Source organism: Streptomyces sp. NPDC034043 (genome assembly GCF_055575675.1).
Genome location: NZ_JBVISF010000036.1, coordinates 1 through 12,683, shown reverse-complemented (window position 1 = coordinate 12,683; position 12,683 = coordinate 1). Strand labels below are relative to the sequence as shown.

12 protein-coding genes are annotated in these 12,683 nt (G+C 70.4%); 8 read left to right on the top strand and 4 right to left on the bottom strand.

Annotated elements, in window-relative coordinates; all coding sequences use genetic code 11:
* Positions 1-98: 98 nt before the first annotated feature.
* Positions 99-884, bottom strand: a complete 786-nt coding sequence (gene fabG / locus ACZ51S_RS34470) for a 3-oxoacyl-ACP reductase FabG (protein ID WP_467896838.1) — start codon at positions 882-884, stop codon at positions 99-101.
* Positions 885-1,137: 253 nt separating this feature from the next.
* Between fabG and ACZ51S_RS34465 the strand changes: the two genes are divergently transcribed.
* The 6 genes from ACZ51S_RS34465 to tpg all read left to right on the top strand — a co-directional run bounded on the left by ACZ51S_RS34465 (position 1,138) and on the right by tpg (position 8,195).
* Positions 1,138-2,409 carry a beta-ketoacyl-[acyl-carrier-protein] synthase family protein gene (locus tag ACZ51S_RS34465; protein ID WP_468175932.1) on the top strand — a complete coding sequence of 424 codons (1,272 nt, stop codon included), beginning with the start codon at positions 1,138-1,140 and terminating at the stop codon, positions 2,407-2,409.
* Positions 2,406-3,665, top strand: a complete 1,260-nt coding sequence (locus tag ACZ51S_RS34460) for a ketosynthase chain-length factor (RefSeq protein ID WP_388946425.1) — start codon at positions 2,406-2,408, stop codon at positions 3,663-3,665. The genes ACZ51S_RS34465 and ACZ51S_RS34460 overlap by 4 nt, the downstream gene beginning before the upstream one ends.
* A gap of 164 nt (positions 3,666-3,829) precedes the next feature.
* A complete protein-coding gene (locus tag ACZ51S_RS34455; protein ID WP_388946423.1) occupies positions 3,830-4,333 on the top strand; it encodes a flavin reductase family protein in 504 nt (167 codons plus the stop codon).
* A 23-nt stretch (positions 4,334-4,356) separates the two neighbouring features.
* Entirely contained in the window at positions 4,357-5,274 is a 918-nt protein-coding gene (locus ACZ51S_RS34450) for an MBL fold metallo-hydrolase (protein WP_388946420.1), read from the top strand.
* A 116-nt stretch (positions 5,275-5,390) separates the two neighbouring features.
* Positions 5,391-7,637 carry a telomere-associated protein Tap gene (gene tap / locus ACZ51S_RS34445; RefSeq protein WP_468963169.1) on the top strand — a complete coding sequence of 749 codons (2,247 nt, stop codon included), beginning with the start codon at positions 5,391-5,393 and terminating at the stop codon, positions 7,635-7,637.
* 3 nt (positions 7,638-7,640) lie between these two features.
* A complete protein-coding gene (tpg, locus tag ACZ51S_RS34440) occupies positions 7,641-8,195 on the top strand; it encodes a telomere-protecting terminal protein Tpg (RefSeq protein WP_468480051.1) in 555 nt (184 codons plus the stop codon).
* A 55-nt stretch (positions 8,196-8,250) separates the two neighbouring features.
* Here tpg and ACZ51S_RS34435 read toward each other — a convergent pair whose 3' ends face one another.
* On the bottom strand, positions 8,251-9,030 hold the full coding sequence (locus tag ACZ51S_RS34435) for an SDR family oxidoreductase (RefSeq protein WP_468963167.1): 780 nt from the start codon (positions 9,028-9,030) through the stop codon (positions 8,251-8,253).
* A gap of 168 nt (positions 9,031-9,198) precedes the next feature.
* Here ACZ51S_RS34435 and ACZ51S_RS34430 point away from each other — a divergent pair, with 168 nt between their 5' ends.
* Both ACZ51S_RS34430 and ACZ51S_RS34425 read left to right on the top strand, forming a co-directional pair.
* A complete protein-coding gene (locus ACZ51S_RS34430) occupies positions 9,199-9,681 on the top strand; it encodes a MarR family winged helix-turn-helix transcriptional regulator (protein WP_468963165.1) in 483 nt (160 codons plus the stop codon).
* A complete protein-coding gene (locus ACZ51S_RS34425; RefSeq protein ID WP_468963163.1) occupies positions 9,678-10,115 on the top strand; it encodes a MarR family winged helix-turn-helix transcriptional regulator in 438 nt (145 codons plus the stop codon). Before ACZ51S_RS34430 ends, ACZ51S_RS34425 begins: the two co-directional genes overlap by 4 nt.
* A gap of 138 nt (positions 10,116-10,253) precedes the next feature.
* On the opposite strand, the gene ACZ51S_RS34420 is transcribed toward ACZ51S_RS34425, so the two are convergent.
* On the bottom strand, positions 10,254-10,727 hold the full coding sequence (locus tag ACZ51S_RS34420) for a MarR family transcriptional regulator (RefSeq protein WP_388946398.1): 474 nt from the start codon (positions 10,725-10,727) through the stop codon (positions 10,254-10,256).
* On the bottom strand, positions 10,724-11,440 hold the full coding sequence (locus ACZ51S_RS34415) for a hypothetical protein (protein WP_468480047.1): 717 nt from the start codon (positions 11,438-11,440) through the stop codon (positions 10,724-10,726). Before ACZ51S_RS34415 ends, ACZ51S_RS34420 begins: the two co-directional genes overlap by 4 nt.
* Positions 11,441-12,683: the final 1,243 nt, after the last annotated feature.

The window sequence follows — 12,683 nt, the reverse complement described above, 5'->3', positions numbered from 1 at the left end:
CGGCCGGAGCCGAGACCGTGATCTCGTGCTCCACCTCCCGCAGACCGGACTGCGACATGCTCATGACTCCTTCAGACTCGGGACGAACCGTTCGGGGATCAGAAGTTGCCGAGACCACCGCAGACGTTCAGCGCCTGCGAGGTGATGGAGGCAGCGGTGTCCGAGGCCAGGTAGCCCACCAGCCCGGCAACCTCCTCCGGCGTCGAGTAGCGCCCCAGGGGGATCTTCGACTGGAACTTCTCCAGAATCGCTTCCTCGGTCGCGTCGTACGCGGCGGCATAGCCCTGCCGCACCCGCTGCGCCATCGGCGTCTCCACGTACCCGGGGCACACCGCGTTCACGGTGATGCCCGTCGGGGCCAGTTCGTTGCCCAGCGCCTTGGTGAAGCCCACCACGCCGTGCTTGGAGGCCGAGTACGGAGCGCCCAGGACGACGCCCTGCTTGCCGGCCGTGGACGCGATGTTGATGATCCGGCCCCAGTTCTTCGCCCGCAGACCACCCGTGGTCAGCGCCTCGCGCGTCACCCGGAACACACTGTTCAGGTTCGTGTCGATGACGTCGTGCCACAGCTCGTCATCGATGTCGGCCGTCACACCACCGCCGGAACGGCCCGCGTTGTTCACCACCACGTCGACACCGCCGAAGCGGTCGACGGCGGCCTGGATCCACGTCCGGACCCCCTCGGCGGACCGGACGTCCACCACCGCTCCGTCCACCTCGAGGCCCTCGTCCTGGAGCTGCTTGACGGTCGCGGCGACATCGCCCGTACTGCGGGCACCGATGAACACCCGGTGCCCCTGACCGCCCAGCAGCCGGGCCACAGCCAATCCGATCCCACTGGTCGCACCCGTGACGACAGCAACCCGCCCAGCCTGCTCCGACATTCGAACTCCTCGATGCTCAACTACGTGACCTACGGGCAGGCTCCGGTCCGCCACTGGAGGCCAACTCGAGCCAGCCTCGGAGTCGCCCGCGTCAGCGCTCCTGGACAGCGGCCCGGCCGTCCCACCATCAGGGTTCGATCAGGCATCGAGTGGGGTTTCCCAGGCTCGGACGGCAGCAGGTTGCGAGAGGCAGGCGCGCCGCAAGCGCCGTACCGAATGCTCAGCAGAAGGACTCACTCGTGAAGGACACTCAATGAGCCGACGCGTCGTCATCACCGGAATCGGCGTGGTCGCACCCGGGGGGGTAGGCACCAAGGAGTTCTGGTCCCTCCTCACCGCCGGGAAGACCGCCACCCGCGCCATCAGCCTGTTCGACGCCTCCGCGTTCCGCTCCCGCATCGCCGCAGAGGCCGACTTCGACCCCCTCGACCACGGCTTCACCGCCGAAGAGGCCCTGCGGCTCGACCGGGCCGCGCAGTTCGCGATCGTCAGCGCGGACGAGGCCCTGCGCGACAGCGGCCTCGCCGGCGCCGACCTGGACCCGACGCGCACCGGCGTCACCCTGGGCAGCGCGGTCGGCTGCACCACGGGACTCGACACCGAGTACAACGCGGTGAGCCGGGGCGGCAGCACCTGGCAGGTCGACCACACGCTGGCCGTCCCCCACCTGTTCGACTACTTCGTACCGAGCTCGATGGCGGCCGAAGTGGCCTGGCGCGTGAACGCCCAGGGTCCCGTCTCCGTGGTCTCCACCGGCTGCACCTCCGGCCTCGACTCCATCGGCCACGCCGTCGAGCTGATCCGCGAGGGCAGCGCCGACGTGATGATCACCGGTGCGACCGAGGCCCCGATCTCCCCGATCACCCTCGCCTGCTTCGACGCGATCAAGGCCACGTCTCCGCGCAACGACGACCCCGAGACCGCCTCCCGGCCCTTCGACGCCACCCGCAACGGCTTCGTACTGGGCGAGGGCTCGGCCGTCCTGGTGCTGGAGGAGCTGGAGAGCGCCCGCAAGCGCGGCGCCCACGTCTACGCCGAGATCTCCGGCTTCGCCAGCCGCTGCAACGCCTACCACATGACCGGCCTGCGGGCGGACGGCGTGGAGATGGCCGAGGCCATCAAGGTCGCCCTCGACGAGGCCCGTCTCGACGCCACCGCCGTCGACTACATCAACGCGCACGGTTCGGGTACCAAGCAGAACGACCGCCACGAGACCGCCGCCTTCAAGCGCAGCCTCGGACAGCACGCCTACGAGGTCCCGGTCAGCTCCATCAAGTCGATGATCGGCCACTCCCTCGGGGCGATCGGCTCCCTCGAAGTCGCCGCCAGCGCCCTGGCCATCGAGTACAACACGGTGCCGCCCACCGCCAACCTGCACACCCCCGACCCCGCCTGCGATCTGGACTACACCCCGCTCACGGCGCGCGAACAGCGCACCGACACCGTCCTCAGCGTCGGCAGCGGATTCGGTGGCTTCCAGAGCGCCATGATCCTGACCCGCCCGCGCCTGGGAGATGCCGCATGACCACCGAAACCGCAGTCCGCCCCGGCGGCACGAGCCTCTCCCCGGCCGCCGCGCCCGTCGTCACCGGCATCGGTGTCACCGCCCCCAACGGGCTCGGTACCGAGACCTGGTGGAAGGCCGTACTGCGCGGCGAAAGCGGCATCCGCCCGATCGCCCGCTTCGACGCCGAGCAGTATCCGGCGAAGCTCGCCGGCGAGGTCCCCGGCTTCAACGCCGCCGACCACATTCCCAGCCGCCTCCTGCCGCAGACCGACCACATGACCCGGCTCGCGCTCACCGCGGCCGACGAGGCGCTCGCCGACGCGGGAGTCGACCCGGCCGAGCTGCCCGACTTCTCCGCCGGCGTCATCACGGCGAGCTCCGCGGGCGGCTTCGAGTTCGGGCAGAAGGAACTCGAAGCCCTCTGGAGCAAGGGCAGCCAGTACGTCAGCGCCTACCAGTCCTTCGCCTGGTTCTACGCGGTCAACACCGGCCAGATCTCCATCAAGAACGGGCTGCGCGGTCCCAGCGGCGTGCTGGTCACCGAGCAGGCCGGCGGTCTCGACGCGGTGGCCCAGGCCCGCCGCCAGCTCCGCAAGGGGCTCCGGCTGGTGGTCACCGGCGGTGTGGACTCCTCCATCTGCCCCTGGGGCTGGGCGGCGCACCTCGCCGGTGGTGAGCTGACCACCAGCGAGGACCCCGGCCACGCCTTCCTGCCCTTCTCCCCCGACGCCGACGGCCACGTCGCCGGCGAAGGCGGTGCGCTCCTCGTCCTGGAGGACGCGGCCGCCGCCCGCGAGCGCGGCGCCGAGATCTACGGAACCGTCGCCGGATACGCCTCCACCTTCGACCCCGCGCCCGGCTCGGGCGGCGCACCGCGCCTCCAGGCCGCCGCCGAACTGGCCCTGCGCGAGGCCGGGCTCACGCCCGCCGACGTCGACGTGGTCTTCGCGGACGCGGCGGGACGGCGTGACGCGGACCGTGCCGAAGCCGAAGCCCTCACCGCCCTCTTCGGGGAGTACGGCGTCCCGGTGACCGCCCCGAAGACGATGACGGGCCGGCTCGCCGCCGGTGGCGCTTCCCTCGACCTGGCCGCCGCCCTGCTCTCACTGCGCGACCAGGTGATCCCGCCCACCGTCAACACCGGCCCGCCCGCGGCGGACTGCCCCGTCGACCTCGTGACGGAGGCACGGCCCGGGCGGCTGCGTACCGCGCTGGTCCTTGCCCGCGGCCGGGGCGGCTTCAACTCGGCCATGGTGGTCCGCGCCGACCGTTAACGGCGTTAACGCCACGGCGGCCCCTGGCGGGCGGCGTCTCGCGGCGTTAACGCCGTTAACGCCACCGCAGCCCAGCGGCTCGTCGCCGCCCCGAACGGGTCCACCGCCGTGCCGCACAGGTTCCGGCCGCCCCACACCTCACTCTCCAAGAGCCAGGAGGACCGTTGCCCCCCATCGACCCCGTCGACTTCGCCCGCACGATGGCACGCGTGCCCACCCCGGTCACCGTCGTGACCACCGTGGACCAGGCCGGACAGCGCTGGGGCTTCACCGCCAGCTCGTTCAGCTCGCTGTCCCTCGACCCTCCCCTGGTGCTGGTATGCCCGGCGAAGACGGCCTCCTGCCACGAGGCCTTCATCACCGGCGACCGGTTCCTGGTGAACGTCCTGGCGGCGGAGCACGCCGACATCGCCAGCAGTTTCGCCCGCTCGGGGCACGACAAGTTCGCCGGCAGCCCCATGGAACCGTGCGAGTTCGGCCTCCCCGGACTGCCCGACGCCACCGCCCGGATCGCCTGCACCCTCCACGACGTGCTGGACGGCGGCGACCACAGCATCCTCGTCGGCCGCGTCGAATCCGTCTCCACGGGCGGCGCCGAGCCGCTGGTCTATTACAACCGCCTCTTCACCAGGCCCGGGGTGAGCCCTGTGCTCGCCTCCACCCCCTGAATGCCCTCAACCAGGAGAGAGCAGTGACCGAACGTTCACCGTCCGTCCCGCGGCTGCAAGAGGTCGCCGAAGACGTCTACGCGTACATCCAGCCGGACGGCGGCTGGTGCTTGAACAACGCGGGCCTGATCACCGCGGGCGGCCGTCCCGCACTGATCGACACGGCCGCCACCGAGTCGCGGGCCCAGGCGCTGAAGGACGCGGTCGCGCGGGTCACCCCGCACGCTCCAGGCTTCGTCATCAACACCCACCCGCACGGCGACCACACCTTCGGCAACCGTCTCTTCGCGAACGAGGCGGTGATCATCGCCCATGAGGCGACACGCGCCGAGATGGACCTCGCCGGTCTGCACCTCACCGGGCTGTGGCCGGAGGTCTGCTGGGGCGACGTCGGCGTGGAGCTTCCCTCCCTCACCTTCCGCGCCCCGATCACCCTCCACCTCGGGGACATCCGGGCCGAGGTGATGCACCTGGGCACCGCCCACACCAAGAACGACTCCGTCGTCTGGCTGCCCGAACAGCGTGTCCTGTTCACCGGCGACATCGTGATGTCGGGTGCCACTCCGTTCTGCCTCACCGGCTCGGTCTCCGGCTCCCTCGCCGTCACGGAGAAGCTGCGCGCGCTCGGCCCACAGACCATCGTCTCCGGCCACGGCCCGGTCGGCGGGATCGAGCTGCTCGACTCCACCGAGGCCTACCTGCGCTACGTACAGGACCTCGCCGCGGCGGGCATCTCGGCGGGCCTCACCCCGCTGGAGACGGCTCGCGAGGCCGACCTCGGCCCGTTCGCCGCGCTCCTCGACAGCGAACGCCTGGTCCCCAACCTCCACCGCGCGTACGCGGAGGCCGCGGGCGCGGAGCCGGGGCACCATCTCGACATCGGGGAACTGTTCTCCGAGATGGTCGACTTCCACGGAGGCCTGCCCGCCTGCGCGGCCTGAGACGAACCGCACGGGGGCGTTAACGCCGTTAACGGCGTTAACGCCCCCGTGCGGTTCGTGTGCGTTCAGCAGTGCGCTTCACATATAGGCTGCTGCTGGAGGTACCGATGACCGAGATGAACGAACAGGCCACGCTCTTCGCAGCGGTCGACGCCCTGCTCGAAGAAGCAGCCGCACAGGACGGGCTCCCCCACCCCGACGAGCGCAAGCGCCTGCGCGAGGCCGCCGGTCTCAGCCAGGACCAGATCGCCAAGGCCCTCTCCGTCCGCCGCGAGACGGTCACCTCCTGGGAAACCGGCCGCACCTCACCGCGTCCCCCGAAGCGCGCGGCGTACGCCCGCCTCCTCGAGGGCCTCGCCGCCCGCCACCCCGTTAACGCCGTTAACACCCCCGGCCCGCACCCCGCCGACACCATCAACACCATTAACGGCGTTAACGCCCCCACCCCCGGCCCGGCCACCCCCCACCCGCAGCCGCCCGCGCCCCCGGCCCTTCCCGCCGACCCCATTAACGCCGTTAACGACACCACCCCCCACCCCGACCCCACACCCCCCACCGTTAACGCCGTTAACGCCCCCACCTCCCCCGCCCCCGAATCCACCCGCGAGCTCCCCGCCACCGTTAACGCCGTTAACGCCCCAGCCCTCACCCGCCGCCCGCACCAGCGCCCCACCCCCACACCCACCCCCCTCGCGGGAAACGGCCCCCTCGCCGTCCTCGACGGCACCGGTCACGCCCACGCCGCCGGCGGCCTCCTCCTCCCCCACCCCACCTCCGACCTCCCCTCCCTCATCGCCTGGGCCCTCGGCCCCGACGCCGACCTCCGTTCCCCCCGCCTCCACCGCAACGGCAGGGACGGCGACCCCCTCCTCGTCCTCACCGCCCCCGCGGCCGAGCGCCTCGGTCTCCCCCTCGTCCTGGAAGACCGCCGCGCCCTGCGCCTCCCCGACAACCACCCCGTCGTCAAGCAGCTCACCAAGGCCAAGTGGCAGCTCACCCGCCGCGGCTTCGGCCCCTGGGCCCGCGTCTACCGCCCGGCCTCCCCCACCACCGGCCGCCAGTGCGTCCAGCTCGCGGTCCTCCCCTGGGGCGCCCTCGACCCCCGCGCCTGGGGTGAGGACACCGCCGACCTCCCCGCCCCCGAGCTCGCCGAGCTGCTCACCACCTACGCCGCCCGCGTCCTCACCCCCCGCGGCTCCACCGCCGTGACCGGCCTGGAACTCATGACGGCCCTGCGCCCGCCCACCCGCGCCGCCCGCAACCCGCAGACCAACGCCTGGGAGTCGGCACCCGTCCCCGGCTCGCTAACCCGCCCCGTCGACCCGGCACCGCCCGAGGCCCCGGACGAACACCCGGTGGTCGCCGCCCTCTACCCCCGCGCCCACCAGCGCACCCCGGACGAGGTCCTCGACGAAGAGGCGTACGACTGGATCCGCGACCCGGAGCTTCTCACCGACGCCGAGTGCACCCGCACCCACGCCGTCGGCATCGACGTCAACATGGCCTTCGCCGCGGCCGCGAACCGCCTGACCGTCGGCCTCGGTCCCGCCGTCCACACCACCGCCCCCCGCTTCGACCCCAAGCTCCCCGGGTGCTGGCTCGCCGACCTCTCCTCCCTCTCCCTCGACCCGCGCCTCCCCAGCCCCTTCACGCCCCACGGCAAGCCCCCCACCGGCCCCGCCTGGTACGCGACCCCGACCCTTGCCTACGCCCAGGAGCTCGGCCACGACGTCCGGCCCGCCGAGGCCTGGATCCGTCCCGACAACGGCCCCTACCTCGACGCCTGGTACACCCGGCTCCGCGACGCCTACATGGCCACCATGGCGGACCTCGGCCTCACCGCCTCCCTGACGGAGTCCGAGTACCTCACGGCCATGACGGCGTACAAAACGAACGCACCCCGCACCACCACGGCGGTCCTGTCCGCCATCAAGTCCACCGTCAAGGGCGGCATCGGCAAGCTCCGGGAGCGCCCCCAGGGCGCCGCCTACCGCCCGGGCGAGGCCTGGCCCGCCCTGGAGCGCCCCACCTGGCGCCCCGACATCCGCGCCGCCGTCATCTCCACGGCCCGCGTCAACATGCACCGCAAAATGCGCAAGCTCGCCACCGAGGCCGGCCTGCACCCCGTCGCCGTCCTCTCCGACTGCGCGGTCTACCTCTCCGACGGCCCCAGCCCCCTGGACTTCCTCCCCCGCACCCCCGAGGGCAAGCCCCTCCCCGGCGGCTTCCGCCTCGGCGTCAGCCCCGGCATGGTCAAGCACGAGGGCACCCAGCCGCTCCTATGGGCCGTCCAGCTCCTCGACCAGCACCTCAACCCGGCCCGCCACATCAAGGGCCACGACGCGGCAGCAGACGGCGAGTAATCGATGTCCGACATCTCCGACAGCCTCACCAAGGCCGACGAACTGCACTTCACCCGCCCCATCCCCAAGTCGGCGGGCGCCCAGATGCGCTTCCTCGTCAAGCAGCTCAAATCGACGAAGGCAGTGGCGGCCACGCTCGGCATCTCCCAGCGCACGGTCGAGCGTTACGTGAAGAACGAGATCAAGCAGCCCAAACCGGCCCTCGCGGCCCGCCTGGAAGCCGAGGTGCGCCGCCGCTGGCAGCCCCTGGTCCGCAAGCGGGCACGCGAGCAGGCCGCGCGTACCACCGGCCTGGTCATCGAGACCCGCGCCCGCTTCGGCTTCACCGCCGCCCCCGGCACCACCGACGACGGCCGTATGCGCCGCATCACCCAGCACCTGCCCCCGGAGTACGCCCAGCGCCTCTTCGCGGCCCAGGAATCCGGCGCCACCGAAGCCCAGCTCCGCCACATCACGGCCGAAGCCCTCCAGGAGATCTACTTCAAGGACAACGGCGCCCGCGCCACCAGCCTCCTGGTCGAGTTCACCGACATCGACTACGTCGACTTCGCCTTCTAGCGCGCCCCGGACCCCGGCCCGCGCCACGCGGCGCACCGACCCGCAGCACGGGCGTTCAGCCGGCCGAGATCGGCCCGAGGTAGGTACCGCCGGAAACGTCGATGGTCTGGCCGGTCACCCAGCGTCCCCGCGGGCCCGCCAGGAAGCCCACCACGTCTGCGACGTCCTCCGGCTCACCTATCCGTCCGAGCGCGGTGATGGACTCGAGTCCGGCGACCGCCTCGGGAACCTCGGCGTAGTGGGCGATCATGTCGGTCAGCACCACCCCGGGTTCGACCGTGTTCACGGTGATTCCTCGTCGGCCCAGCTCGTTGGCGAGCGACGGGCCGAGTGCCGCGAACGCCGCCTTGCTGACGGTGTACCCGATCTGGAGGGGATTCGCGATCCGGGTGGCGGCCGACCCCATGTTGACGATCCGCCCGCCGTCCCGCAGCAGCGGCAGCGCCCGCTGGACCACGAAGACCGGCGTGCTCACGTTGACCGCCAGCAACCGCTCGAACTCCTCCTCGGTGAGCTGCCCGATCGGAGTGGCCGAGTGGATGCCCGCGTTGTTGACCAGGATGTCCAGGCCGTCCGCGCCGTGGTCCGCCAGCCCGGCGATGAGCTCCTCGAACAGCCGGTCCACCGCACCGCTCTCGCCGAACCGGGCCCGCACCGCGAACGCCCGGCCGCCGGCTTCCTCGATCTGCGACACGGTCTCCGCGGCGGCCCCGGCGTTGCCGCCGTAGTGGACCGCGACCAGCGCCCCCTCGGCGGCGAGACGCAGGGCGACCGCACGACCGATCCCTCGTGAGCCGCCCGTCACCAACGCGGTCCTGCCGCCCAGCTCCCCCACGATGCCGCTCCCCTCGCGATGCCCCGGAAGAACCCGGGAACGATTCACACTAGGCGGTCTCGGCGCGGTAAAGCACTACCTCCTCCGGATTCCGGACAGGCCTGCGCACCGGCGGCCGCGGCACCAAAATACTAGCCATGTACATAATAGCCATCTACTCTATCCGCCATGAGCCCAACAGCCGAGAACGCCACGGCCGGCTACCTGGTCTGGCGCCTGTCCATGAAGTGGCGGGTCGCCGTCGACCGCGCGGTCGCACCGCTCGGGATGACCCACGCCCAGTACGCCCTGATGGCCTCGCTGCACGGCATGTCGCGCTCGAAGCGGCGTCCCAGCCAGCGGCAGCTCGCCGACCACACGGGCCTGGAACCGCTGTACGTGTCCAAGCTCGCCCGCGCCCTGGAGACCTCCGGCCTCGTCGCCCGCAGCCGGGACCCCGACGACCCCCGCGCCGTGCAGCTGTCGCTCACCGAGCAGGGACTCGACGTCACGCGCCGCGCCATCACGGTGGTCCAGGGCCTCCTGGACCAGCTGCTGGAGCCCCTGGGCGGCCAGAACGGCCCCCGCGCCCAGCAGTTCACCCGCGAGCTGGCGATCCTGCTCGACACGCCTCTCGATCCGCACGCCGACAACGAGAAGGATCCGTCATGACCACCGTCGCACCCGCCGTCAACGGCCGGCTCATAGCCCTGGCACACCACTCCGCCCGCGCCCTCGTGGAAGCAGCGCTGGCCCGCCACGACGTCACGTTCCACCAGGGCGTGACGCTCTGGGCCGTCACCGTCGCGGGAGGCTCCCTCACCCGCGACGAACTCGTCGCCGAGGTCACCCACTCCCTCAAGACCGACCCGTCCGTCGTCCACGGCGCCATCGATGAGCTGACCGGCGCGGAGCTCCTGGTGCGGGAAGGATCCCTGCTGCGCCTCACGGACGCCGGCCGGGACCTGTACGACACCACCGCGGCCGCGACCGCCCAGATCTCCGCCCGGCTGTACACAGGCATCCCGGCCGAGGACCTGGCGGTCGCGGGCCGCGTACTGACCCTGCTCACGGAGCGCGCGAACGCCGAACTGACCGGCTCCTGAGACTCACCGGACCCAAAGCCACAGGAGCCCCCTCAAGCCCCTGGAAACCTTGGAGGGTCCCGGGTTGTATCACCGGGACCCTCCAAGGCCCCTGAGGCGCCCTCAGAGGCCTCCACGGGGCCCCTCTTCAAGCCGCACTCATCCCACGGCGTGCAACGTCCGCCGCCGCTTCGACTCCGCGGCCTTCTTCGCGGCGGCCTGCGCCGCACGCTTCTTCCGCTGCTCCGCCAGCTGGTCCTGATACTCCGCCACCGCCTGGTGGTAACTGGCGACGTAGCCGCGCGCGTCCAGCCGCTCGTCGGTGGCCATCTCGTTCACCGCCGCGACAGCGTCCTCGAAGGAGTTGTACCCGGCCAGCATCGGGTTGATCTGGTACACCCCGTTCCTGACCTTCCGCACGAGCTTGGCGAGCTCCAGGCTGCGCAGAGCCGCATTGACACTCGGCCTGCTCAGCTCCAGCATCCCGCCGATGGTGGCCTGGTCGATGAGGATCCGCCCGCCCGGCTCGCTCAGCGAACGCAGCTTCAGCAGCACACGGTACGCGGCAGGCGGAAGGTCCAGGTCGGAGAGAAGCCCGTCGGCGTTGACCGCAGCGAATCGCAAGGTGCTCACTGAGCTGTCCCTTCTTCCTTGCGCTGTGCCCGGCTCAGCCGGCGCGCAGCGCGCTCTTTGGACCGTTCGGCCCGCAGTTCCTCGATTGCCTGCCGCATGTGGTCCAGCGACGGGAACCGCACCAGGTCGGGCAGGCTCGTGTCGCTGCGAATCTGCGAGATGGTGCTGTGCTGCTCCACCTTCACGAACTCACCCGCCGTCTCCGTCCCCGGGATGAACTCGGCCACCCGGTAACTGTAGGGCGGGTTGAACTGGTACACACCCCGCCGCACCTTGAAGACGATCCCATGAGACATGACGGTGTGCAGAGCCTCCGACGTCTTTGTCCGACTGACGTCCAGGATCGTAGCCATCTCCTCCTGCGTAAGTGGAATCCGCCCTCCCGCCCGCTGGCACGCGATCAGCAGCAGGATGAGCCTCAGGGGCAAGGCTTCCCTGAAGTACTGGGCAATCACCAGGAAGAACTCGAGACTGTCCATCGAGAACGCATTTGGCTGACTTTGCGTCCCGTAGAACTCCAGCGGCTTGCGCTCACCGTCCAGCGTGAGCTTCCGGCTGGGGTACCGCTTCGCCAGGCTGTCCAGATCCTTGACCGGAGCCAGCGGCTGACTCCACGCCGAGATCGCGTCATCAACGGGGAGATCAGGACGCGGCGCGCGCGACGGACTCGGCCGGCGGCGCTGTGACTCTGATGACACGAGGATGCTCTCCACTTCGTTGATCTGCAGAGAGAGTATGTCAACAAGGGTGACACTAATGTCACGCTCGTTGACGTTCGGCGTGTCTTGTGTCCCCTCAGGAGGGACACATCTCGGCCACGGCCTCTCTCCGGCCCCTCCCGGACCCCCGCGCCCAACCCCTCCCCACCCCCACGCAGTTAGCCGACGTATCTCCGCAAGAACGTCAGTCTCCCCGACGTTTTAGCCCAAAAAGCGTCAGTCTCGCTGACGTTTTGCAGGAGTTCTGTCCCCCTAGCAGCGACACATCCTCCGAGTTATGTCCCTTCTGAGGGGACATAACTTTCCCCCCACACCCCCTCTGACCTGCGGCAACGCATCTCCGTACTCTCTATAGGCCGTCCCCTGCCGCGCTGCGCGCACTCAACGCCGTACTGAACGCGCAGCTGGACGTGACTTCCTGACGTCGCAGCACCACGGCGCGGCGACCCGGGTCCTCCGGACACGGTGTCCATAACCACGCAGAATCTGACTGATTCCTATCTCTATCCCCAGATCACTTTGAATCACCATCTCCTCCACCATTAACGGCGTTAACGCCCCCACCTCCCTCCCCAGCAGTCCACCAGCAAGCCTCAAGCAGTCCTCAGCACTCCCCCCAGTAAAAAGTCCTCACAAAAGTCGCCAGCTTCCCTTCAACTGCCATCAGGGGCACTTCCCGAACCCGGCTAAGCGGAACCGCCAGACATCAGGTGGTGAACCCTCCTCCGCCCCCTCCCAAGAGCTTTCAGCCACAAGGCAAAGTCCGGGAATCAACCCCCACCCAGCTCTACTTCAAGCATCCGACCCTGCTCCACGGAACGGATCGGCTCCCAAGCGAAACGAAAGAGGCCCGATTAGAACGAAGGGAGGACTACACGACCCCCTCCCTCCCGAGCGAAGCGAGGAGGACTCAAGCCGAAGCGAAGCGGAGGCTACCCCTGCCGAAGGCAGGACAGTTGGGGCGCTGAGCTACCCGACCCCTAGCGGAGCGAGGGACTTACAGACGGAGCGGAGCGGAGGCCTTCTCTTCTGTCCTGGAGCGGAGCGGAGGGACTCCCTGCCGGAGCGGAGCGGAGGCAGGTCCCTGGGCTGGCGAGCCAGCCCTCCCCCGAGCGGAGCGAGGGGGCTTCGGCCGGAGCAGGGCGGAGGCCTTCTCTTCTGTCCTGGAGCGGAGCGGAGGGACTCCCTGCCGGAGCGGAGCGGAGGCAGGTCCCTGGGCTGGCGAGCCAGCCCTCCC